The 22,663-nt window shown below is 61.9% G+C and carries 20 protein-coding genes; 2 read left to right on the top strand and 18 right to left on the bottom strand.

Annotated features, from left to right (window positions below; genetic code table 11):
• Positions 1–286: 286 nt before the first annotated feature.
• From dtd to hutC, 15 genes are all read right to left on the bottom strand, one after another.
• Positions 287–724: a D-aminoacyl-tRNA deacylase gene (gene dtd / locus AB4O22_RS24635; RefSeq protein ID WP_003196911.1), complete on the bottom strand. Its 438-nt coding sequence runs from the start codon at positions 722–724 to the stop codon at positions 287–289.
• On the bottom strand, positions 721–1,692 hold the full coding sequence (gene pip / locus AB4O22_RS24640) for a prolyl aminopeptidase (RefSeq protein ID WP_003196909.1): 972 nt from the start codon (positions 1,690–1,692) through the stop codon (positions 721–723). Before pip ends, dtd begins: the two co-directional genes overlap by 4 nt.
• Before the next feature lie 105 nt (positions 1,693–1,797).
• On the bottom strand, positions 1,798–2,712 hold the full coding sequence (locus tag AB4O22_RS24645; RefSeq protein WP_460097354.1) for an alpha/beta hydrolase: 915 nt from the start codon (positions 2,710–2,712) through the stop codon (positions 1,798–1,800).
• A gap of 66 nt (positions 2,713–2,778) precedes the next feature.
• Positions 2,779–3,726 carry a choline ABC transporter substrate-binding protein gene (locus AB4O22_RS24650; RefSeq protein ID WP_013692081.1) on the bottom strand — a complete coding sequence of 316 codons (948 nt, stop codon included), beginning with the start codon at positions 3,724–3,726 and terminating at the stop codon, positions 2,779–2,781.
• A gap of 298 nt (positions 3,727–4,024) precedes the next feature.
• Complete coding sequence (hutG, locus tag AB4O22_RS24655; protein WP_003196902.1) at positions 4,025–4,828, bottom strand: N-formylglutamate deformylase; 804 nt, start codon at positions 4,826–4,828, stop codon at positions 4,025–4,027.
• Positions 4,829–4,839: 11 nt separating this feature from the next.
• Positions 4,840–6,042, bottom strand: coding sequence for an imidazolonepropionase (gene hutI / locus AB4O22_RS24660; RefSeq protein WP_460097355.1), 1,203 nt, complete (start codon positions 6,040–6,042; stop codon positions 4,840–4,842).
• A 109-nt stretch (positions 6,043–6,151) separates the two neighbouring features.
• Complete coding sequence (gene hutH / locus AB4O22_RS24665; protein ID WP_003196898.1) at positions 6,152–7,684, bottom strand: histidine ammonia-lyase; 1,533 nt, start codon at positions 7,682–7,684, stop codon at positions 6,152–6,154.
• A 129-nt stretch (positions 7,685–7,813) separates the two neighbouring features.
• Positions 7,814–9,337, bottom strand: coding sequence for a histidine ammonia-lyase (gene hutH, locus AB4O22_RS24670; RefSeq protein WP_223471078.1), 1,524 nt, complete (start codon positions 9,335–9,337; stop codon positions 7,814–7,816).
• Between the two features lie 170 nt (positions 9,338–9,507).
• Positions 9,508–10,338 (bottom strand): quaternary amine ABC transporter ATP-binding protein, encoded by an 831-nt coding sequence (locus AB4O22_RS24675; RefSeq protein WP_003196894.1) that lies wholly within the window; start codon positions 10,336–10,338, stop codon positions 9,508–9,510.
• Positions 10,335–11,186 (bottom strand): ABC transporter permease, encoded by an 852-nt coding sequence (locus AB4O22_RS24680; protein WP_003196893.1) that lies wholly within the window; start codon positions 11,184–11,186, stop codon positions 10,335–10,337. Before AB4O22_RS24680 ends, AB4O22_RS24675 begins: the two co-directional genes overlap by 4 nt.
• 71 nt (positions 11,187–11,257) lie before the next feature.
• Positions 11,258–12,226 (bottom strand): ABC transporter substrate-binding protein, encoded by a 969-nt coding sequence (locus AB4O22_RS24685; protein WP_223471079.1) that lies wholly within the window; start codon positions 12,224–12,226, stop codon positions 11,258–11,260.
• 70 nt (positions 12,227–12,296) lie between these two features.
• Entirely contained in the window at positions 12,297–13,763 is a 1,467-nt protein-coding gene (locus AB4O22_RS24690) for a purine-cytosine permease family protein (RefSeq protein ID WP_223471080.1), read from the bottom strand.
• Between the two features lie 148 nt (positions 13,764–13,911).
• A complete protein-coding gene (gene hutU, locus AB4O22_RS24695; RefSeq protein ID WP_003196887.1) occupies positions 13,912–15,600 on the bottom strand; it encodes a urocanate hydratase in 1,689 nt (562 codons plus the stop codon).
• 397 nt (positions 15,601–15,997) lie between these two features.
• On the bottom strand, positions 15,998–16,567 hold the full coding sequence (locus AB4O22_RS24700) for a HutD/Ves family protein (protein ID WP_460105894.1): 570 nt from the start codon (positions 16,565–16,567) through the stop codon (positions 15,998–16,000).
• Positions 16,564–17,274 carry a histidine utilization repressor gene (gene hutC, locus AB4O22_RS24705; RefSeq protein WP_460097757.1) on the bottom strand — a complete coding sequence of 237 codons (711 nt, stop codon included), beginning with the start codon at positions 17,272–17,274 and terminating at the stop codon, positions 16,564–16,566. The genes AB4O22_RS24700 and hutC overlap by 4 nt, the downstream gene beginning before the upstream one ends.
• Positions 17,275–17,417: 143 nt before the next feature.
• On the opposite strand from hutC, the gene AB4O22_RS24710 reads away from it, so the two are divergent.
• A complete protein-coding gene (locus AB4O22_RS24710) occupies positions 17,418–18,782 on the top strand; it encodes a formimidoylglutamate deiminase (RefSeq protein ID WP_223471082.1) in 1,365 nt (454 codons plus the stop codon).
• A 120-nt stretch (positions 18,783–18,902) separates the two neighbouring features.
• Here AB4O22_RS24710 and AB4O22_RS24715 read toward each other — a convergent pair whose 3' ends face one another.
• Both AB4O22_RS24715 and AB4O22_RS24720 read right to left on the bottom strand, forming a co-directional pair.
• Positions 18,903–19,472 carry a lipocalin family protein gene (locus AB4O22_RS24715; protein WP_027911769.1) on the bottom strand — a complete coding sequence of 190 codons (570 nt, stop codon included), beginning with the start codon at positions 19,470–19,472 and terminating at the stop codon, positions 18,903–18,905.
• Between the two features lie 31 nt (positions 19,473–19,503).
• Positions 19,504–19,758, bottom strand: coding sequence for a hypothetical protein (locus AB4O22_RS24720; protein WP_003196877.1), 255 nt, complete (start codon positions 19,756–19,758; stop codon positions 19,504–19,506).
• Positions 19,759–20,040: 282 nt separating this feature from the next.
• Here AB4O22_RS24720 and AB4O22_RS24725 point away from each other — a divergent pair, with 282 nt between their 5' ends.
• The gene (locus AB4O22_RS24725) at positions 20,041–21,933 is read left to right on the top strand and encodes a methyl-accepting chemotaxis protein (protein ID WP_013692077.1); all 1,893 of its coding nucleotides are present in this window, start codon (positions 20,041–20,043) and stop codon (positions 21,931–21,933) included.
• A 132-nt stretch (positions 21,934–22,065) separates the two neighbouring features.
• On the opposite strand, the gene AB4O22_RS24730 is transcribed toward AB4O22_RS24725, so the two are convergent.
• Entirely contained in the window at positions 22,066–22,662 is a 597-nt protein-coding gene (locus AB4O22_RS24730) for a DUF924 family protein (protein WP_460097358.1), read from the bottom strand.
• Position 22,663 lies beyond the last annotated feature (1 nt).

Consider the following 22,663-nt stretch of genomic DNA (forward strand, 5'->3'; position numbering starts at 1 on the left):
ACGGCCAGATAAAGTATCTGCACGGTAACGGCACTGAAAAACCGTTCCTGCGGACCACTCTTGCCAAGTTGGCGAGCATTGTTCCGACTCCGATGGGACAAAATGATTCCCCAAACGGTCCAGGACAAGTCTCTACCTAAGTCAAATGGACCAGCGAACGCTGATCCCCCGTAGCGCGCGATTATCTAGTAGCCCGCGTGACAACGCATCAGGGGTAGCAAAGTATTTATCGAGAAAACTCCCAGTTTTGCCTCGAAACAGGCCCGAAAAGATGTTTCAAACGCTTTCAGACCTGTAACAGGAAGGTTACCGGGCCATCATTGACCAAATGCACTTGCATGTCGGCGCCGAATCTACCTGATGCCACAGTGCCATGCACCTGTTTCGCCTGGGTGAGCAAATAGTTGAACAACTCTTCTCCCAGGGCCGGAGGTGCGGCTGTCGAAAAACTCGGGCGCAAACCACTTTTGGTGTCGGCCGCCAAGGTGAACTGCGACACCAGCAGCAACCCACCACCGACATCCGCCAGGGACAGGTTCATCTTGCCGTCGGCGTCGCTGAACACTCGATAGTTAAGCAGCTTATGCAGGAGTTTGTCGGCGCTGGCCCGGGTATCCCCGGGCTCGACAGCCACCAACACCAGCAAGCCCTGATCCACGGCGCCAATGATCTCGCCTGATACTTCGACCCGCGCGCAGCGAACTCGTTGCAACAGCCCCTTCATGCTTCTTCAGGCGGCAGGTCGAGCAGGCGCCGGGCCATTTGCGCAGCGGCGCGAACCAGTGCGTCGGTGATCCCCGGCTCCGAAGCGGCGTGACCAGCGTCGCGAATCACCTGCAGTTCGCTGTTGGGCCAGTTCTGATGCAGCTCCCAGGCATTGTCCAGCGGGCAGATGACGTCGTAGCGGCCATGCACGATGACGCCCGGCAAATGGGCGATCTTGCCCATGTCGCGAATCAACTGGTTGGGTTCGAGGAAAGCGTTGTTGGTGAAGTAGTGGCATTCGATCCGGGCGATCGACAGCGCCCGCTGCGGCTCGGAGAAGCGATCGACCACCAGTGGGTTCGGACGCAGGGTCGCGGTGCGACCTTCCCAGGTGGACCAGGCCTTGGCCGCGTGCATCTGGGCGATCTGATCGTTGCCGGTCAGGCGCTTGTGGAAAGCGCTGAGCAGGTCGTCGCGCTCGTCCAACGGGATCGGTGCGATGTAGTCCTGCCAATAGTCGGGGAACAGGCGACTGGCGCCGGCCTGGTAGAACCATTCGATTTCCTGCGGGCGGCAGAGAAAGATCCCACGCAGGATCAAGCCGTGTACCCGCTCTGGATGAGTCTGGGCGTAGGCCAGGGCCAGGGTCGAGCCCCAGGAACCGCCAAACAGCACCCACTTCTCGATACCCAGGTGCTTGCGGATGCGCTCCAGGTCTTCGACCAGATCCCAGGTGGTGTTGTTCTCAAGGCTCGCATGGGGGGTGGACCGACCGCAGCCGCGCTGGTCGAAAGTGACGATGCGGTACAGGTTCGGATCGAAGTAGCGGCGGCTCTGTGCATCGCAGCCAGCACCCGGGCCGCCGTGAATGAACACCACCGGCAGGCCTTCCGGGGAACCGCTTTCATCGACATAGAGCGTGTGGGTGTCATCGACAGCCAGATCGTGCCGGGCATGGGGTTTGATCTGCGGGTACAAAGTCTGCATTGCGCGCTCCGTAAGGGGTCGAGTCATCCCTGTAGGGACGTCTATTTAGTCTGCCGTCCGGCATCATAAACCCGAATTACCTTAATGAGCATGTCCCCTGCGCAGTCAAAGCATGTCAGCCAGGTACGCCAGCAGCGTGCGATACAGCCGATCGACCTCCGGCACCTGCCCCCGACCGCGCAGGCAGCCGTGGACCAACCCTTCGCCCATGTACAACACAGAGGCTACCCCTGCGGCGTTCAGCCGCTCGCTATAAAGGACACCGTCGTCGCGCAGCGGGTCCCATTGCGCAACGACAATCAGCGCTGGTGGAAGACCGTCCAGATGATCGGCGAGCAACGGCATGGCGAGGAGGGACGGTTGGGCGCCGTTCAGGTAGAGGGTGTGATAACTGTCCAGATCGCTGCTGCTCAACAGCGGCGCGTCGGCACATTCGCGGCGCGAGGGTAGCGTTGCCAGGCCACCGAGCGCCGGATAGATCAGCACCTGGGCCCGGGGCAGCGCTTGCCCGGCATCACGCAAGGCCAGGCATAACGCAGCGGCGAGATTGCCGCCGGCACTGTCTCCGACCACCAGCCGGCGACGCGGGTCGATGGCAAAGGGCGCGGCTGCCAGATGACGCCACACGGCGAGGCAATCGTCCAACCCGGCTGGAAACGGATGCTCTGGGGCCAGCCGATAATCCACCGCCACCACCAGCGCACCAAGGGCAGCCGCCAGCTCCATGCAGATGAAGTCATGGGAGTCCAGGTCCCCCACCACCCAACCACCGCCGTGCAGATAAAGGATGCACGGCCAGCCGGTGGGTGGCGCGGCGCCCCGTGGGTGATAGGCGCGCGCAGCCACACCGGCCAACTCGAAATCCTCGATGGCCAGTGTTGGCGGGCATGCCGGGGTGAACGCCCGGCACATTTGGCTGTAGCCCTGGCGCGAACTGGCGAGGCTGTCGTCCGGGCTGGTGAAGCTCAGGATTCTGTCGATGAAGGCTGACATCTGTTCTGAGAGTGGATATGAGGCCATGAAGAACACCACCTATTGAAATGTGGGAGCCACCACAGATAAATCACCCCGCCACAGCCAGGCAGGTCAATTCTTGAGACTGGCCTGCACCGCCGCCACGCCATCCTTGCCGTCGAAGCTGGTGACTCCGGCCAGCCACTTCTGCAAATCCTCGGGATGATCGCGCAACCATTGCCGGGCGACGTCCTGGGGCGTCTTGCGCTCCATGATCGGCACCATCAACTGGCTTTCCTGGGCGGCGGTGAAAGTGAGGTTTTCCAGCAAGCGGTTCACGTTCGGGCAGCGCTGGGCATAGTCCGGCGCGGTGACGGTGGAGACGGTCGCGGCGCCTTCGTTCGGGCCATAGACATCCTCGCTGCCGGTCAGGTAGGTGATGTTCATGTTGATGTTCATCGGGTGTGGGGTCCAGCCGACGAAGACCACGAACTCCTTGCGATTCACCGCCCGTTGCACCGCGGCCAGCATGCCCGCCTCGCCGGATTCGATCAGCTTGAAGTCCTTCAGGCCGAAGTGGTTGGTTTCAATCAGGGTCTTGATGGTGGTGTTGGCACCGCTGCCCGGCTCGATCCCGTAGATCTTGCCGCCCAGTTGATCCTTGAACCGGGCAATGTCGGCGAAGGTCTTGAGCCCCGCCGCCGCCACGTAATCTGGAACAGCCAGGGTGGCCTGGGCGTCGGCCAGGCTCGGCTTGTCCAATACCTTCACTTGGTTGGCCGCCAGGAACGGCGCGATGTTCTTGTCCATCGCCGGCTTCCAGTAGCCCAGGAAAATATCGAGACGCTTATCGCGGATGCCGGCGAAGATGATCTGCTGCACGGCGCTGGTCTGCTTGCTGTCGTAGCCCAGCCCGGTGAGCAACACATCGGCCATGCCGCTGGTGGCGATCACGTCAGTCCAGTTGACCACGCCCATGCGCACGGTCTGGCACGACGCCGGCTCGGCGGCCATCGCCCCGACGCTCAAGAGGGTGGTACCGCAGAGGATCGACAGACAGCGTTTGAACAGTCTTTTCATCGGGAAGGTCTCGTGCGGCAGCGGATTATTGTAGGTCGGTGTCTTGCTGCACCGTGCCCAAAACATTACGCAGCGCCGAGGGGCTGAAGATGAACTGTGGCGACTCGGTTTTGCACAATGGCGACAGTTCCCATTCCAAGGAACCAGAGTACATAAACTTGTGGCGAGGGAGACTGTGGGAGCAAGGCTTGCCCGCGATGAAAACAACGCGGTCTCTCTGAAACAGCGGCGCCTGTATCGCGAGCAAGCTTTGCTCCCACAGATAAGTCCCCTCGCCACAGAAGTCATGGCTAGATCTTTATTTCTTGTAAGCCTGCCGTCCCCACGCCAGGAAGCCTTCCAGCAATTCCCTGAGCACCACCTGAGTCGGCGCCGCCAAATCAGCGCGATAGTTGAACGGTTCGAACTCTTCCATATAGGTGCTCTGGCACAGTTCCAGTTGCACCGCGTGGATGTCTTCGGCCGGGTTGCCGTAGTGCCGGGTGATGTGTCCGCCCTTGAACCGCCCGTTGAGCACGTGAGTGAACTGACCGTGACGGGCGCAGATGGCTTCGAGCTGGCTGGCCGGGGTCGGGTCGCAACTGGCACCGTTGAACGTGCCGAGGTTGAAGTCCGGCAGCTTGCCGTCGAACAGGTGCGGGATCACCGAACGGATCGAATGGGCATCGAACAGCAAGGCATAGCCAAACTCGGCCTTGAGCCGCGCCAGTTCCTGCTGCAGCGCCTGGTGGTAAGGCATCCAGACCTGTTGCAGATACATCGCCCGCTCCTCGGCCGACGGTTCCAGCCCTTCGCGAAACAGCGGCACGCCATCGAACAGCGTCGCCGGGTACAAACCGGTGGTGGCGCCGACGTACATCGGCTTGTCATCGGAGGGGCGGTTCAGGTCGACGACGAACCGCGAGTACTCCGCGGCCAGGGTGCTGGCGCCCAGTTCGGCGGCGAACTCGTAGAGCCTTGGGATGTGCCAGTCGGTGTCTGGCAGGCTCTGGGCCTCGGGGATCAACCCGGCCTGTACCGCCGGGGTCAGGCGCAGGCCGGCGTGAGGCATGCTGATCAACAGCGGCACGCGCCCTTGCTTGAAATTCAGGACCTTCTCCACAACCATTCTCCTCAATCGATTTCCACGCCGTGGCGCACGACGCGTTTTTCCAGATCGCCACCGAGCCAGTACGCCAGGTCGGCCGGGCGGTCGATGTGCCAGGCGACAAAATCCGCGACCTTGCCGGCTTCCAGCGAACCGTGGGTGTCAGCCATGCCCAAGGCCTGGGCCGCATGAATCGTCGCCCCCGCCAGGGCTTCTTCCGGGGTCATCCGGAAACAGGTGCAGGCCATGTTCAACATCAGGCGCAACGACAACGCCGGCGAGGTGCCGGGGTTGAGGTCGCTGGCCACGGCGATTTTCACACCGTGCTTGCGCAGGGCTTCCATGGGCGGCAATTGGGTTTCGCGCAGGAAATAAAACGCGCCCGGCAACAGCACTGCCACGGTGCCGGATTCGGCCATGGCTTTGGCATCGTCCTCGGTCATGAATTCCAGGTGATCGGCCGACAGCGCCTGGTAACGCGCCGCCAGGCTTGAACCGTGCAGCGACGACAACTGCTCGGCGTGCAGCTTCACTGGCAGCCCCAGTTGTTGCGCGGTGATAAACACCCGCTCGACCTGCGCCGGGGAAAACGCCAGGTATTCGCAAAAGGCATCCACCGCATCCACCAGTCCTTCGGCCGCCAGGGCCGGAAGCATCTCGGTGCAGATGTGCTCGATGTAGTCGTCGGCGCGATCCTTGTATTCCGGTGGCAAGGCGTGGGCCGCCAGGCAGGTGCTGCGCACGCTGACCGGCAACTCGGCGCCGAGGCGGCGGATGACCCGCAGGATCTTGCGCTCGCTGGCCAGATCCAGGCCGTAGCCGGATTTGATTTCCACCGTGGTCACGCCGTCGCGCATCAGGTTTCCCAGGCGTTTGGCGGCGCTGGCGAACAGTTCGTCTTCACTGGCGGCGCGGGTGGCGCGCACCGTGCTGGCGATGCCGCCACCGGCTGCGGCGATCTGCGCATAGCTGACGCCTTGCAGGCGCTGCTCGAACTCACCGCTACGGTTGCCGCCAAATACCGTGTGGGTGTGACAGTCGATCAGCCCCGGGGTGACCCAGGCGCCCTTGAGGTCGTTGACCGCCGGGTAGTCACCCGTCGGCAATTCGGCACGCGGGCCGATCCATTGGATGTGCTCGCCCAGGGTAACGATGGCGGCGTCTTCGATGATCGAGTAGACGCCCTGGGCCATGGTGGCGGCGTGGCAGTTTTGCCAGAGGGTTTTCATCCCGGTTTCCTCGTCGCATTCAAAATCGAATCGCGAGCAAGCTCGCTCCCACAAGGGTCAGGGTGTACCCCAAATAAGTGTGGGAGCGAGCTCGCTCGCGATGAGGCCCTTACAGGCTCGGCAACAACTGCGCCGTGACCAATTCGTTCAGGCACCGACTCGCCAGCAATTCACTGGCCGCATTGATGTCCGGCGCAAAGAAGCGATCCTTCTCATAAAACGGCACTTGCGCACGCAGCAGACCCCGGGCCCGCTCCAGCTTCGCGGAGGTCTTCAAACCGCCGCGCAGGTCCAGCCCCTGGCAAGCCGCGAGCCATTCCACCGCGAGGATCCCACGGGTGTTCTCGGCCATTTCCCACAGACGCTTGCCGGCAGCCGGGGCCATGGAAACGTGGTCTTCCTGGTTCGCCGACGTCGGCAGGCTGTCCACCGAATGGGGATGGGACAGCGCCTTGTTTTCACTGGCCAGGGCCGCAGCGGTGACCTGGGCGATCATGAAGCCGGAGTTCACTCCGCCATTGGCGACGAGGAACGGCGGCAGTTGCGACATGTGCTTGTCCATCATCAACGAAATGCGTCGCTCGCTCAGGGAGCCAATCTCGGCAATCGCCAAGGCCATGTTGTCGGCCGCCATCGCCACCGGTTCGGCGTGGAAGTTGCCGCCGGAAATCACGTCGCCCTCGGCGGCGAACACCAGCGGGTTATCCGACACCGCGTTGGCCTCGATCACCAGCACCTCGGCGGCCTGGCGGAACTGGGTCAGGCAGGCGCCCATCACCTGCGGTTGGCAGCGCAGGGAGTACGGGTCCTGGACCTTGTCGCAGTTCTGGTGCGAATCGGAAACTTCGCTGCGCTCGCCCAGCAGATCGCGGTAGGCAGCGGCGGCGTCGATCTGGCCTTTCTGGCCACGGGCGGCATGGATGCGTGCATCGAATGGCGAACGCGAGCCGAGCACCGCTTCCACCGTGAGGCCGCCCAGGGCCAGGGCACCGGCAAACAGGTCTTCGCCTTCGAACAGGCCACGCAAGGCAAACGCGGTGGAGACCTGGGTGCCGTTGAGCAGCGCCAGGCCTTCCTTGGCGGCCAGGGTCAGCGGCGCGAGGCCAGCCACTTTCAGCGCCTCGACGGCCGGCAGCCATTCGCCCTTGTAGCGGGCCTTGCCTTCGCCCAGCAGCACCAGGGACATGTGGGCCAGTGGCGCCAGGTCACCGGACGCACCGACCGAACCCTTGAGCGGAATGTGCGGGTAGACCTCGGCATTGATCAGCGCAATCAGCGCATCGATCACCTGCCGACGGATGCCGGAAAAACCCCGGCTCAGGCTGTTGACCTTGAGCACCATGACCAGCCGCACCAGCGCATCGCTGATCGGCTCGCCCACCCCGGCGGCATGGGACAGCACCAGGGAGCGCTGCAGGTTTTCCAGGTCTTCGCTGGCGATACGGGTCGAGGCCAGCAGGCCGAAACCGGTGTTGATGCCGTAGGCGGTGCGGTTCTCGGCAAGGATCTGCTCAACGCAGGCAACACTGGCTTCGATCTGCGCCGACGCGCTGGCGTCGAGACTCAAGGTCACGGGTTGCTGATAGATGTCACGCAATTGAGCCAGGCTCAATTGGCCGGGAATCAGGTTTAAGGCAGTCATGTATTGCTCCTTTTGAGAGTTTTGTTTTCACCCGCCAGTCGCTCCGGAATGTTCCGTTATCCGTCACCTTCGCTTTTTGGGCGATGCCTTGTGGGCAAGAGGTGCCTTGGCACGCTGGCGCTTTTTTGATCAATTCAAATTCGGTAATACGCGGTGCAACACGTTCGGGTCTTTGAGCAGGCCGGCGGCACTGGCGATGTCCGGCGCCAGCCAGCGGTCCTGGTCATAGGCCGGGACGCGTTCGCGCAGCAGTTTCCAGGCGATATCGGTGCCGGCGCCGAAACGCTGGGCCTTGAGAAACTCAAAGGCCTGGGCGGCCAGCAGGTATTCGATGGCGAGGATCTGCGTGCAGTTTTCCAGCGCCCGGTGCAGCTTCAGGGCCGCGTTGGTGCCCATGCTCAGATGGTCTTCCTGCAACCCGGAGGTGACGAAATTGTCGAGCACCGCCGGTTGCGCCAGTTGCTTGTTTTCCGCGCACAGCGACGCGGCGACGTATTGCACGATCATCATCCCCGAGTTCACCCCGGGGTTGGCCACCAGGAAGGCCGGCAGGCCGCTGACGTGGGGATTGATCAAGCGGTCGAGGCGACGCTCGGCGATGGAGCCGATCTCAGCCATGGCAATCGCCAGCAGATCTGCCGCCAGCGCCACCGACTGGCCGTGGGGATTGGCCTGGGACATGACCCGGAAGTTCTCCGGTGTACCCAGCAGCAGCGGATTATCGGTCACCGCGTTGAGTTCGGTTTCGATCTGTTGCCGGGCGTGGGCCAACTGGTCGCGAGCCGCACCGTGCACCTGGGGAATCGAGCGGATACTCAAGGCGTCCTGGGTGCGAATGCCCAGGCTCGCGGCGATGACTTCGCTGCCATCCAGCAGTGCCCGCAAGTTGACGCCGACCTGCTGCATGCCCGGGTGCGGCTTGAGGGCAATGACGTCGGCATCGAACGCGGCAATCTGCCCGCGCTGGGCCTCGAAACTCATGGCGCCGATCACATCGGCCCATTGCACCAACCGCGTCGCATCGGCCAGGGCCAGGCAGCTCAGACCGGTCATGCACGGCGTGCCGTTGACCAGGCACAGACCGTCCTTGGCCCCCAGTTGCACCGGTTGCAAACTCTCTGCGGCCAGGGCCTGTTGCGCCGGGATTATCTGCCCGCGATAGCTGACCTGGCCGACGCCCAGCAGCGCGATGCCGATGTGGGCCATGTGGGTCAGGTAACCCACCGAACCTTGGGACGGCACTTGCGGTGTGATGCCGCGATTGAGCAGGGCCAGCAGCGCTTCGACCACCCGGCGATGGATGCCGGACTTGCCTTGGCTGTAGTTGAGGATAGCGGCGCAGATAATCGCCCGGGTCTGCTCATCGGAAAGCGGCGCACCGACGCCACAGGCATGGCTGAGCAGGGTGTTGCGCGACAGTTGGCTGAGTTGTTCGTCCTTGAGCGAAACATTGCACAAGGCCCCCAGGCCGGTGTTGACGCCATAGGCGCGCTCGCCGCTTGCGACGATGCGCTGGACGATGGCCTGGGCATTGTCGATCCGCGCCCAGGTCTGGGTCGACAGCTCGAGCACAGCGCCGAAGCGCGCGACGGCGACGACCTCCTGCCAGCGCAGCGGGGCGCCGGTGATTACGATTTTTTCAGCCTGGGACATCTTCAACCTCATGCTTGCAACTTGAACATTGATGCAGCTTTGCCGGCCCTATCGCGAGCAAGCTCGCTCCCACAGGGATTTCCTTTGGACACAAAATGTGTGAACAAAGGAGGCCCCCTTGTGGGAGCGAGCTTGCTCGCGATGACGCCAGCCCAGCCACCACAAATCCCTCAAACCACCGCCGCCCGCCGTTGCACAAACCGATCGACATACTCATCCGCCGGCGAGTGCAGGATCTCCCGAGGCGTGCCGACCTGGATCAGCTTGCCGTCCTTGAGGATCGCAATGCGGTTGCCGATGCGCACGGCCTCGTCGAGGTCGTGGGTGATGAACACGATGGTCTTGTGCAGGGTCTTTTGCAGTTCCAGCAACTGGTCCTGCATCTCCGCGCGGATCAGTGGGTCGAGGGCGCTGAAGGCTTCGTCCATGAGGATGATGTCGGTGTCCGCCGCCAAGGCCCGGGCCAGGCCGACACGCTGGCGCATGCCACCGGAGAGCTGGTGCGGGTATTTGTTCTCGTAGCCCTTCAGGCCCACGGTATCGATCCAGTGCAATGCCCGCTCGGCGCACACCTGCTTGCTCTCGCCGCGCACTTTCAAGCCATAGGCGACGTTGTCCAGCACGCTCTTGTGGGGCAGCAGGCCGAAGCTCTGGAACACCATGCTGATCTTGTGCCGGCGAAATTCGCGCAAGGCGTCCATGTCCAGTTGCAGGATGTCTTCGCCGTCCACCAGGATCGCGCCGCTGGTAGGGTCGATCAGCCGGTTGAAATGGCGCACCAACGTGGACTTGCCGGAACCGGACAGGCCCATGATCACGAAAATCTCACCGGTGCCGATGCTCAGCGACAAGTCGTTAACGCCGACCACGCAGCCGGTTTCGGCCAGCACCTGGTCCTTGGTCTTGTTCTGGCGGATCAGCTCCAGGGCCTCCTTGGAGCGATTGCCGAAAATCTTGAAGACATTCTTGACTTCGATCTTGCTGATGGCTGCGTTGCTCATTTGCTCACCTCGTGCCGAGGACGACCATAGGCCTGGGTAATGCGGTCGATGACCACGGCGAGAATCACGATCGCCAGCCCGGCTTCCAGGCCGCGTCCGACGTTGAGGGTCTGGATGCCCACCAGCACGTCTTCACCCAGGCCACGGGCGCCGATCATCGAGGCGATGACCACCATCGACAGGGCCATCATGGTGGTCTGGTTGATCCCGGCCATGATGCTCGGCAGGGCCAGGGGCAGTTGCACGCCGAACAGCTGTTGCCAGCGGTTGGCGCCGAAGGCGTTGATGGCTTCCATCACTTCGCCGTCCACCTGGCGGATGCCAAGGTCAGTCAGGCGAATCAGTGGCGGCGCGGCGTAGATCACCGTGGCGAAAATCGCCGGGACCTTGCCCAGGCCGAACAGCATCAACACCGGAATCAGGTACACGAAGCTCGGCATGGTCTGCATGATGTCCAGCAACGGCATCAGCACCGAACGCAGGCGATTGCTGCGTGCCGAGAGAATGCCCAGCGGAATGCCGATCAACACCGAGATCAGCGTCGCCACCAGCATCAGCGCGAGGGTCTGCATCAGCTTGTCCCACAGGCCCACCGCGCCCACCAGAAACAGCAGGCCGACGATCACCGCCGTGGCGACGACCTTGCGGGTGGCGTGCCAGGCGATGCCACCGACGATAGCCAGCATCAGCCACCAGGGCGCCATGCGCAGCAGGCCTTCGAGATTGACGATGGCCCACAGCAGGGTGTCGGAGATGTGCCGGAACACATCGCCATAGTTGGTCACCAGGGAGTCGACCCAACCGTTGACCCAATCGGCAATGGAGAAGGTAAAGCTTTCGGGAAACATAAGAGACTCTCGATCAAGTGGATGCGGTGAACGTCCCGGCCAGCCCTACGGTTGGCCGGGAAGTATTCGACCTACAGAGCCGCGTCGATTTTCTTGGCAGCGTCTTCGCTTACCCAGGCGTGCCAGACTTCAGGATGTTCCTTCAGGAAGATCTTCGCCAGTTTCGGCGACTCGATTCGTTCCTTGGCCATGCGCCCGAGGTTCTGGTTCAGGATATCGATCGGCAGGTTGACCTTTTCCAGCACCGTCACCAATTCAGGTGCCTCGTCGTGGAAGGTCTTGGACAGGCCGACCTTGATGCTCACGCTTTTATCCACGCCCGGTTTTTCTTCCAGTTTCACCAGGTCCACCTGGCCCATCAGCGGCGTTGGCGACCAGTAGTAGAACAGGATCGGCTCGCCGCGCTTGTAGCTCGACAGCACTGCCGCATCCAGCGCTGGGCCGGTACCTGGACGGAAGTTGGTGTAGGTTTTTTCCAAGCCATAGTTTTTCAGCATTTCGCTGTTGTCCAGCTCGCAGGTCCAGCCGGCCGGGCAGTTATAGAAGCGGCCCTTGGACGGTTCTTCCGGGTCCTTGAACACGGCGGCGTACTGGCCCAGGTCAGCGATGTTCTTCAGGCCTGGTGCCTTGGCTTCGAGCTTGCGCTTGGCGTCGCCTTCCACCACGTAGCGCGGCACGTACCAGCCTTCGATGGCACCCACGACCGGGGCACCGACGCCGACTACCTTGCCGGCCTTCTCGGCCTTGTTCCAGACTTCACTGCGGCCGACCCACTCTTCGGCAAATACCTGGATGTCGTTGCTGCTCAGGGCGTTCTCCATGGTGATGGAATTGCCTGGCAGGCTGTCGGTCTTGCAGTCGTAGCCTTTTTCAAGCACCACTTGCAGGACGTCGGTCAGCAGCATGGCGCTTTCCCAGTTCAGGCCGGCGAACTTCACCGGTTTACCCGACTCGCACCAACCCGCCGCTTGTGTGGCGCCAGCGCTGGCCAGCAGGCCCATGGAAAGCAATGTGGTCAGCAGGGTCTTGTTCGACTTCATTATGTGACGCTCCTAATCAGTTGGATTGGCTTACGGCAGTCAATAGGCATCCAGCCCTGTCAACGTCCCATCAGACCGCTTGAATGCGGCCCGCCCTGCTCGGTTGTGCGTCAACCGTGTCCTGCTCGATTGGCAGGATCAATTGATCGGGTACAGCGCTGTGCCACTTCTTGGCGACGACGTAATACAGCGCCGCCGGAACCACCAGACCGATGATCCAGGAAATATCCACACCGCCCATGGCTGCCACCAGCGGACCGGTATAGAACTTGGTGGCGATAAATGGCAGTTGAACCAGTACGCCGAAGACATAGACGCTGATGCCGAGGGCGTTCCAACGACCGTAGCGACCGTTCGGGTCGGCCAGTGCCGGCACGTCATAGCGCTCGCGGGTGATGCAGTAGTAGTCCACCAGGTTGATCGCACTCCAAGGCGTAAAGAACGCCAGCAAGAACAGGATGAAGGACTTGAACGCGCCGAGGAACGAGTGCTGGCCGAGCAGCGCGATCAGCGTCGCAGCGCCGACGATGACCAGCACGAAGACCAGACGTTGCAAGCGCGTTACGTTCAGGTGACCACGAAAACCGCTGATGATGGTCGCGATGCACATGAAGCTGCCGTAGGAGTTCAGCGTGGAGATGGTGACCTTGCCGAATGCGATGCTGAAATACAGCAGCGCGGCGGTGGCACCGGTGCCCCCCAGGCCCACGATGTAGGCCACTTCGTGACCGGCGAATTGCCCATTGGCCGAGGCCGCGGCAAACACGCCGAGGATCATCGCCACCTGTGCGCCGATGACTGAACCGGCGCCCGCGGCAAAAAAGGTTTTCACCGAAGAAGTCTTGCTCGGCAGGTAACGCGAATAGTCCGCCACGTAGGGGCCGAAGGCGATCTGCCAGGATGCCGCGAGCGACACCGCAAGCAGGAAACTGCTCCAGCTGAAATGGCGGATTTGCAAGAGTGCGCCAACGTCCGTCTGGCTCATCAGACGAGCGAACAGGTAAACGAAGGCGATCACACCAATGATGCTGGCGACACGGCCAATGAAGTGAATCACCCGATAACCGAGCACCGTGACCAGCACGATGACGCTGGCGAAAATGAGGATGCCGACACTGTCGCTGACGCCAAACAACTGGCCCAGCGCCTGGCCGGAAAGCACGGTTCCCGTTGCGGTGAAACCCAAGTACATCAGGCACACCAGCACGATCGGGATGGCCGCGCCATACACACCAAACTGCACCCGGCTGGAGATCATCTGCGGCAGGCCAAGCTTGGGCCCTTGCGCGGCATGCAACGCCATGACGCCACCGCCGAGCAGTTGGCCGATCAGCAAACCGATCAACGACCAGAACACATCACCGCCAAGCACCACCGCCAATGCGCCGGTGACAATTGCCGTGATTTGCAGGTTGGCCCCCATCCAGAGGGTGAACTGGCTCAACAATCGGCCGTGTCTCTCCGTTTCCGGGATGTAGTCGATCGAACGTTTCTCGATCAACGGCTTGCTGCTTGCACGTGTGCTGGTGACAGCCATGGTTCAACCTCTGTGGATTGTTCTGCAATTCAATTGCGCCGCACTCCTGTGGGAGCGAGCTTGCTCGCGATGAGGGCGTGTCAGTAGACGGAACCGGTACTGATCCACCGCTATCGCGAGCAAGCTCGCTCCCACAGGGGGGCCCGGTTTATTTGCCGGTAATCATCGGCAGGTTCAGCCCCTGTTCCTTGGCGCAATCGATGGCGATCTGGTAACCGGCATCGGCATGACGCATCACGCCCGTGGCCGGATCGTTGTGCAGCACGCGGGCAATGCGCTCGGCCGCTTCGTCGGTACCGTCGCAGACGATCACCATGCCCGAGTGCTGGGAGAAGCCCATGCCGACGCCGCCACCGTGGTGCAGCGAAACCCAGGTCGCGCCACTGGCGGTGTTGAGCAAGGCGTTGAGCAACGGCCAGTCGGAAACCGCATCGGAACCGTCCTGCATGGATTCGGTTTCACGGTTGGGGCTGGCCACGGAACCGGAGTCCAGATGGTCGCGGCCGATCACGATCGGGGCCGACAATTCGCCGCTGCGCACCATCTCGTTGAATGCCAGGCCCAGCTTGGCGCGTTGGCCCAGGCCAACCCAGCAGATACGTGCCGGCAAGCCCTGGAAGCTGATGCGCTCGCGGGCCATGTCCAGCCAGTTGTGCAGGTGGGCGTCGTCAGGGATCAGTTCCTTGACCTTGGCGTCGGTCTTGTAGATGTCCTGCGGATCACCGGACAGCGCAGCCCAGCGGAACGGGCCGATACCGCGGCAGAACAGCGGACGGATATAAGCCGGGACGAAACCAGGGAAGTCGAAGGCATTTTCGACGCCCTCTTCCTGGGCCATCTGGCGGATGTTGTTGCCGTAGTCGAAGGTCGGCACGCCCATTTTCTGGAAGGCCAGCATGGCTTTGACGTGGACGGCCATCGATTGCTTGGCGGCCTTCACCACGGCGGCGGGTTCGGTCTTGGCGCGGGCACGATATTCGTCCCAGGTCCAACCGGCCGGCAGGTAGCCGTTGAGTGGGTCGTGGGCGCTGGTCTGGTCGGTGACCATGTCTGGGCGCACACCACGACGGACCATTTCCGGCAGGATCTCGGCAGCGTTCCCACACAGCGCGATGGAAATCGCCTTGCCTTCGGCAGTGTATTTCTCGATGCGCGCCAGGGCGTCGTCGAGGTCCTTGGCTTGCTCGTCGACGTAGCGGGTTTTCAGGCGGAAATCGATGCTCACCTGTTGGCATTCGATGTTCAGCGAGCACGCACCGGCCAGGGTAGCGGCCAAGGGCTGCGCACCGCCCATGCCGCCCAGGCCGGCGGTCAGGACCCAGCGACCCTTGAGGTTGGAGTCGTAGTGCTGGCGACCGGCCTCGACGAAGGTTTCATAAGTGCCTTGCACGATGCCCTGGCTGCCAATGTAGATCCAGCTGCCGGCGGTCATCTGGCCGTACATGGCCAGGCCCTTGGCGTCGAGTTCGTTGAAGTGCTCCCAACTGGCCCAGTGCGGCACCAGGTTGGAGTTGGCGATCAGCACGCGAGGGGCGTTGCTGTGGGTCTTGAACACGCCCACCGGCTTGCCGGATTGCACCAGCAGGGTTTCGTCGTCGTTCAGGTTGGTCAGGCTTTCGACGATCTTGTCGTAGCACTCCCAGTTGCGCGCCGCGCGGCCAATGCCACCGTAGACCACCAGTTCCTTGGGGTTCTCGGCCACTTCCGGGTCGAGGTTGTTCATCAACATGCGCAGCGGCGCTTCAGTCAGCCAGCTCTTGGCGGTCAGCGTGTTACCGCGAGGGGCACGGATTTCAACGTCACGGTATTTTTCGGGTTTGCGGGTAGCGTCGGTCACAGCAAAAACTCCTCAGCGATCAATCCAGACCAGCCCGGGCAGTGGGCAGCGATTTAGCGAACGTTGCGTTGAATATCGGAGACTCATACGCATACGTCTTTACTTGTATGTACAAGCATATGCAATCAAGCGGCCAACTTGTTGGAGACGATATTCAGAAACCGCTGGCGAATTGGCTGAAAGCCTTGTGATTTAAGGGCTGCTGAGCGGCATGAAATTTTTCAAGAGGGTTTTCGAGGGGGGAAATCGGAGGGTCACAGAAGCGTGGTGTTGCGCCACGCTGGGGCATTCGGTAACAAGTTGGTGCGCAGAAGAAACAGCAGGCAGGCACCTTGTGGCGAGGGTGTTTATCTGTGGGAGCAAGGCTTTCTCCCACAGGGTACTCAAGAAGCTGAAATTAGCGGGCCGTCAGCTCAATCACGCAGCATTGACCGTGAGTGGAGACATCCACCAACCCGGTGTTACTGCTCAGTTGCAAACAGTCGTAGAGGCCCAAATCAACGGCGGACTCACCGACCTTGATAGCCAGTCCCGGGGCGGCACTGAACACCAGTACCGTTTGCGCGTCACTGAAAAACCGCTGCTGGCCGCCCAACCACTGCAACCGCGCGCGGTAACGCTGCGGCGCGTAGATCAGGTTGAAGTCACGAATCGGTCCGCCCAGCAGTGTGCAAAACACATGGCTCTCGCCGCTGAACGTAAAAGGGTCCAGCGGATGCAAAGCCCGCGTGACTTGGCCATCGACGTTCAGTGTCATGCCGCTCCCCTGCAAGACACTGATGACCCGCTCGTAACCGGCGAAGGTGGAGAAGCCGCCCGACTCACCAATGTCGGCAATCGACAGGCGCCAGCCGAAACCTTCCAGGCCGGTGCCGGCATCGCGAGTGATTTCTTCGGTGCTGCCGCCACCGTTTTTCCACGGCATGCGTGGGTAGTCTGCCGCGAGTAAAACCTTCAAATGGCTCATTTATGAAAGCGCCCTTCCAGACTGTGGCGGGACCCCGGATGAATCAAACGGGCGGCGGTCACCGGCTGGCGCCCGGACCAGGTGCGGCGGCGGATCAACAGGCACGGCTCGCCCCTTTCGATCTGCAACAACTTGCATTCACTCGGCTCGGCCAGGATCGCCTCGACCACATGCTCGCCCTCGGTCAGCGGCGCGACCTGGTTCAGATAGGCGTAGGGCGTTTGCACGGTGAAGTCCTGCTTGAGGTAGTCCGGCGCCACCAGCGCGTTGACGAAACGGTCCTCGATTTGCACGGGGATGTCATTCTCGAAATGCACGATCAGCGAATGGAACACTTTCTGGCCTTCGCGCATATCCAGGGCCAGGGCCCGCTCGGAACCGGCCGCCTCTTCTTCCAGGGTAATGACCTTGCAAGTGTGGCGATGGCCACGGGCGGCGATTTCGTCGGCGATGTTATGCACTTCGAACAACGCGGACTGGCTCTTGGGCTCGGCCACGAAGGTACCGACACCCTGCATGCGCACCAACAGGCCGTCGGCGGTCATTTCCCGCAGCGCACGGTTGATGGTCATGCGACTGAAGCCCAGTTGGCTGACCAGTTCGCTTTCCGACGGCACGCGGTAATGCGGCGGCCAGTTTCCACTGTCGATCTGCTGGGTGATCATCTGTTTGACGCGGGCGTACAGGGGTGCCGGACTGTCACCCATGTTTGCGGCCAGCGGCTGTTTGGCAGGCGGAGTCGGCACGGCGGTTCCCTGTTCTGCGGATAAGGTTGCTAGCTTGCCGGAGTTTACCGGCCAGGCAAACGTCTGTATATGTATATACAAATTACGCACGATGAGGTTGAACCATGTCCGCCTTCTTTGCCGAACGCGCGCTGCTGCCTAGTGGATGGGCCCATGATGTACGTCTTGAGGTCGATGCCGAAGGCGTCCTGACCCATATCCAGGCCGGTTCCCACGCAGACGGCGCCGAACGGCTGGGCGGTCCGCTGTTGCCGGGTATGCCGAACCTGCACTCCCATGCCTTCCAACGGGCCATGGCCGGGCTGGCGGAAGTGGCAGGCAATCCCAACGACAGTTTCTGGACCTGGCGCGACTTGATGTACCGCCTCGTCGGAAAAATCAGTCCCGACCAACTCGGCATCATTGCCCGCCAGCTGTACATCGAAATGCTCAAGGCCGGCTACACCTCGGTCGCCGAATTCCACTATGTGCACCACGACATCGATGGCACGCCCTACGCCGACCCGGCGGAGCTGGCCCTGCGCATCAGCCACGCCGCCAGCGCCGCTGGCATCGGCCTGACGCTGCTGCCGGTGCTCTACAGCCACTCCGGTTTTGGCGGCCAGGCGCCCAATGACGGGCAGCGCCGGTTCATCAACAGCACCGAAAACTACTTGAAGCTTCAGTCGCGCTTGCAGCCGATCCTGGCCGGGCAGCCGTCCCAGGCGCTGGGTCTGTGCTTCCACTCGCTGCGTGCCGTGACGCCCGGGCAGATCCAGGATGTGCTGGCCGCCAGTGACCGCGAGTGCCCGGTGCACATTCACATTGCCGAACAGCAGAAGGAAGTCGACGATTGCCTGAGCTGGAGCGGCGCCCGTCCGCTGCAATGGCTGTACGAAAACACCGAAGTCGACCAGCGCTGGTGCCTGGTCCACGCCACCCACGCCAACGCCCAGGAAGTCAGCCTCATGGCCAGGAGCCGGGCGATTGCCGGCCTGTGCCTGACCACCGAAGCCAACCTGGGGGACGGGATTTTCCCGGCCGTGGATTTCCTCGCCCAGGGCGGGCGCCTGGGGATCGGCTCTGACAGCCATGTATCGCTGAGCGTGGTCGAAGAATTGCGCTGGCTGGAATATGGCCAGCGCCTGCGGGATCAACGGCGCAACCGCTTGTATCGGGCGGATCAGCCGATGGTCGGCCGCACCTTGTTCGATGCGGCGCTGGAAGGCGGAGCCCAGGCCCTGGGACAACCGATCGGTACCCTCGAAATCGGCAAGCGCGCCGACTGGCTGGTGCTCGATGGCAGCGACCCGTACCTGGCCACGGCCCAGGGCGACGGCATCCTCAATCGCTGGCTGTTTGCCGGCGGCGATCGCCAGGTGCGCGATGTGATGGTCGGCGGTCGGTGGGTGGTGCGCGATGGGCGGCATGCCGGCGAAGAGCAAAGCGCCCGGGCGTTTACCCAGGTACTGCGCGAACTTTTAGGCTGACCCAATCAACCCTGTGGGAGCGAGCTTGCTCGCGATAGGGCCTTTACCTTCAACATACATGTTGACTGAAAGTCCGCTATCGCGAGCAAGCTCGCTCCCACTTCGGTTTTCGGGTGACAGTCAGTTCGAGGTCTTGGCCATCTGTCGATCCGACGCGCGCCAGATCAGGCGCGTGGTGTCGTAGCCCTGCTGGCGTGCCTTGCTCAGCAGCTCCTCGCGCACGACACTATTGACGGTCGGTGTACGGGACAGCAGCCACATGTAGCGACGGCTTGGGTCGCCGACGATGGCGGTCTTGTAGTCATCGCTGACGTACAACACCCAGTATTGCCCTTTCGCCACGCCCGGCACGATCCGCGAAAACCAGTTGTCGAACTCGACCCAGAGCTTGTCGGTCTTGCCCGGCACCTGCGGCGTGGCGGTGCCCCTGGCTTCTTCCCACTGCCAGTCCGAGGTCAGGCAGCGATTGAGCACTCCCACGTTGCCGTCTGGCTTGAGGGTGTAGTGAGCTTCCGATTGCGCGCAATTGCGCTGGAAATACATGGGCAGGCGGGCCAACTCATACCAGGTCCCTTGGTAGCGCTTGAGATTGACGCTGTTGACCGTCTTGGGTGCCAGCGGATCTTCGCCAGAAGTGGCACAGCCAGCCAAAATCAGGCCAGCCAAAAGCACAAAAACTAACCGCATCATTATTTTTCTCCCGCAGGCCTCTGGCCTCGGTTTACTTCAGGCCTTGGCCGGAAAACATCAACACTTTGTCACCGGCGTACTGCACGCTGATAAAGCTTTTCTGGTCGCCCCAGGTGCAGCTGGACATGCCGAGCGCGCCTGAACAATCGGTCGGTTTCCCCAGTAACGTTTCGACTTCAGACTTGGGCATGCCAGCCGACAGCTTCGAGTAGTTTTCCTGGTTGACCTTGCTGCATGCAGTCAATACGACACACACAAACAACAAGGCGATAGATCGCAGCGACATGGTGTAACTCCTGGAACGGAAGGGGGGTGGCAGGTGCCAACCAGAAGCTTAGAAGAGAAAACCCCTATCTGGTTCCCCTACACCCCCGGTATTTATTGGGTCTGGGCAGGTGTTTCATCGGTGAAACACTCACTTTGTGACAGCGTCGTGCATTTCGTCGGAATTGAACCGCTACCGCTGATGGGGCGGTCTGGCACGCCGATAAAAAGAAACAGCGCAAACCAATGCGTTATGGCAAATTGACAGCCCGTCCTGACCCGTCCCTCCGCGGTAGTGTTATTAATGACCAGAAACATGAAATTCAGCCATAAAATCCTGCTGGCTGCCGCCCTCGTGGTGGCCGTTGCATTCGCCTGTTTCATCCTGTTCAACGACTATCGTCAACGCCAGAGCTTGAATGCCAGCACCGAAACCTCCATGCAGGAACTCGGCAGCCTGACCAGCCGCAACATCCAGACGTGGGTCGACGGCCGCATCCAGTTGCTGCAATCGCTGGCCCAGCAGATTGCCGTGGACGGCAGCAGTGCCGACAGCCTCAAGCGCGCCGTAGGCCTGCCGGCCTACACCAGCAATTTCCAGCTCAGTTATTTTGGTGGCACCGACGGCGTGATGTTCTCGGTACCGGCCGGCAATCGCGCCGCCGATTACGACCCGCGTGCCCGTGGCTGGTACAAGGCCGCCAACAGCGCACAGCAAACCATCGTCACCGAACCCTACATCGCCGCCTCGTCGGGCAAGCTGGTGATTACCGTCGCCACCCCGGTGCAGCACCAGAACCAGATGATCGGCGTGGCCGGTGCGGACATCGACCTGTCCAGCGTCAGCGCCATCATCAACTCGCTGAACTTCGGCGGCCACGGCCACGCGTTCATCGTCAGTGCCGACGGCAAGATCCTGATCCACCCCGACAGCAAGCGCGTGCTCAAGACCCTGGCCGAGGCCTACCCTAACGGCGCGCCTCAAATCAGCCCGGGCGTGAAAGAAGTCGACCTCGACGGCAAGACCCAATTCATCTCCTTCACCCACGTCAACGGCGTGCCGGGAGCCGACTGGTACGTGGCGCTGGTGCTCGACAAGGACACCGCGCTGGCGATGCTCAGTGAGTTCCGTACGTCGGCGCTGATCGCCATGGTCATTGCCGTGGTATTCATCATCGCCCTGCTCGGCATGTTGATCCGCGTGCTGATGCAGCCGCTGCTGACCATGGGCCGCGCCATGCACGACATCGCCGAAGGCGAAGGCGACCTGACCCGGCGCCTGGTCATCCACGGCCACGACGAATTCGGCGCGCTGGGGACTTCGTTCAACCGCTTTGTCGAACGCATTCATACCTCGATCCGTGAAGTGGCCTCGGCCACCGGCCAGGTCAACGAAGTCGCCCTGCGCGTGGTCAGCGCGTCCAACTCGTCGATGTTCAACTCCGACCAGCAGGCTTCGCGCACCAGCAGCGTGGCCGCGGCCATCAACCAGCTCGGTGCCGCCGCCCAGGAAATCGCCCAGAACGCCGCCCTCGCCTCGCAGCATTCCAGCGATGCGCGCAGCCTGGCCGAAGATGGCCAACAAGTGGTGGATAAAACCATCGCGGCCATGCAACAGTTGTCGGCCAAGATCAGCGATTCGTGCGGCAACATCGAAACCTTGAACAGCAACACGGTGAACATCGGCCAGATTCTTGAGGTGATCACCAGCATTTCCCAGCAGACCAACCTGCTCGCCCTTAACGCCGCCATCGAAGCGGCCCGTGCCGGTGAAGCCGGGCGCGGCTTCGCGGTGGTGGCCGATGAAGTGCGCAACCTGGCCCACCGCACCCAGGATTCGGCGCAGCAAGTGCAGAAGATGATCGAAGAACTGCAAGTCGGCGCCCGGGAAGCGGTACTGACCATGACCGACAGCCAGCGCCAGAGCGAAAGCAGCGTCGGCATCGCCAACCAGGCCGGCGAACGCCTGGGCAGCGTGACCCAGCGTATTGGTGAAATCGACGGCATGAACCAGTCCGTGGCCACCGCCACCGAAGAACAGACCGCCGTGGTGGAGTCGATCAACGTCGATATCACCGAGATCAACACCCTGAACCAGGAAGGCGTGGAAAACCTGCAAGCCACCTTGCGGGCCTGTGCCGACCTGGAGCAGCAGGCGGCGCGGTTGAAGCAGTTGGTGGGTAGTTTCCGGATCTAGTGCTTTTGCGGCCTCTTCGCGAGCAGGCTCGCTCCCACATTAGAACTTCAGCGGACGCACATTTTGCGCTCAACGAAAATCCAGTGTGGGAGCGAGCCTGCTCGCGAAGACGGTATCAGCCTCACAGCAAAATCAGAACCTGGACCCAGGCCTGTTCAAGAATTCCACTTCCTCAGCTGTAGACTCGCGCCCCAACACCGCATTGCGATGGGGAAAGCGCCCAAACCGGGCAATGATCTTCTGATGCCGTTCGGCATAATCCAGGTTGTCTTCAAACACCGCCCGCTGCGCCTCCGGTTGTTCTCGCACCAGGTCGATAAACCGCGACACGGCCTCGTTCTGCACCGCGAGGCTTTCGCAGTGTTCGAGCACGAGGTAGATGAATACGCGTTGGATCGGTTTGAGTTGCCGGTCGAAACCCGCAGCCATGCCCTGGGCTACCAGCGCCTGGGCACGCAGGTCACCGGAGAAGGCCTTGGGGGTGTCGCGGAAGATCATTCGCGGGAGTTGGTCGAGTAGCAGCACCAGGGCCAGCCAACCTTCCGGGCGTTGCGCCCAGTCGGTCAATTCGCCGGTCAGTGCCTGCTCGGCCAGGTCGCCGAAGCGCTCGTTGGCCTGGCGATCATGGCGTTTGCCGAACCACAGCTTGCCTCTGTCAGCCGATATCTCGTCCGGTGTCTTGGCTGAACCAAACCACCAATCGAGCAACGGCTGCCAGGGCTCGGCCATG

This window comes from Pseudomonas sp. S3_B11, assembly GCF_054667715.1.

Coding starts and splice junctions, on each gene's coding strand:
- dtd (WP_003196911.1), bottom strand. CDS start 724: ATGAAGGGGCTGTTGCAACGAGTTCGCTGCGCGCGGGTCGAAGTATCA.
- pip (WP_003196909.1), bottom strand. CDS start 1,692: ATGCAGACTTTGTACCCGCAGATCAAACCCCATGCCCGGCACGATCTG.
- AB4O22_RS24645 (WP_460097354.1), bottom strand. CDS start 2,712: ATGGCCTCATATCCACTCTCAGAACAGATGTCAGCCTTCATCGACAGA.
- AB4O22_RS24650 (WP_013692081.1), bottom strand. CDS start 3,726: ATGAAAAGACTGTTCAAACGCTGTCTGTCGATCCTCTGCGGTACCACC.
- hutI (WP_460097355.1), bottom strand. CDS start 6,042: ATGAAAACCCTCTGGCAAAACTGCCACGCCGCCACCATGGCCCAGGGC.
- hutH (WP_003196898.1), bottom strand. CDS start 7,684: ATGACTGCCTTAAACCTGATTCCCGGCCAATTGAGCCTGGCTCAATTG.
- hutH (WP_223471078.1), bottom strand. CDS start 9,337: ATGTCCCAGGCTGAAAAAATCGTAATCACCGGCGCCCCGCTGCGCTGG.
- AB4O22_RS24675 (WP_003196894.1), bottom strand. CDS start 10,338: ATGAGCAACGCAGCCATCAGCAAGATCGAAGTCAAGAATGTCTTCAAG.
- AB4O22_RS24680 (WP_003196893.1), bottom strand. CDS start 11,186: ATGTTTCCCGAAAGCTTTACCTTCTCCATTGCCGATTGGGTCAACGGT.
- AB4O22_RS24685 (WP_223471079.1), bottom strand. CDS start 12,226: ATGAAGTCGAACAAGACCCTGCTGACCACATTGCTTTCCATGGGCCTG.
- AB4O22_RS24690 (WP_223471080.1), bottom strand. CDS start 13,763: ATGGCTGTCACCAGCACACGTGCAAGCAGCAAGCCGTTGATCGAGAAA.
- AB4O22_RS24700 (WP_460105894.1), bottom strand. CDS start 16,567: ATGAGCCATTTGAAGGTTTTACTCGCGGCAGACTACCCACGCATGCCG.
- hutC (WP_460097757.1), bottom strand. CDS start 17,274: ATGGGTGACAGTCCGGCACCCCTGTACGCCCGCGTCAAACAGATGATC.
- AB4O22_RS24710 (WP_223471082.1), top strand. CDS start 17,418: ATGTCCGCCTTCTTTGCCGAACGCGCGCTGCTGCCTAGTGGATGGGCC.
- AB4O22_RS24715 (WP_027911769.1), bottom strand. CDS start 19,472: ATGATGCGGTTAGTTTTTGTGCTTTTGGCTGGCCTGATTTTGGCTGGC.
- AB4O22_RS24720 (WP_003196877.1), bottom strand. CDS start 19,758: ATGTCGCTGCGATCTATCGCCTTGTTGTTTGTGTGTGTCGTATTGACT.
- AB4O22_RS24725 (WP_013692077.1), top strand. CDS start 20,041: ATGACCAGAAACATGAAATTCAGCCATAAAATCCTGCTGGCTGCCGCC.
- AB4O22_RS24730 (WP_460097358.1), bottom strand. CDS start 22,662: ATGGCCGAGCCCTGGCAGCCGTTGCTCGATTGGTGGTTTGGTTCAGCC.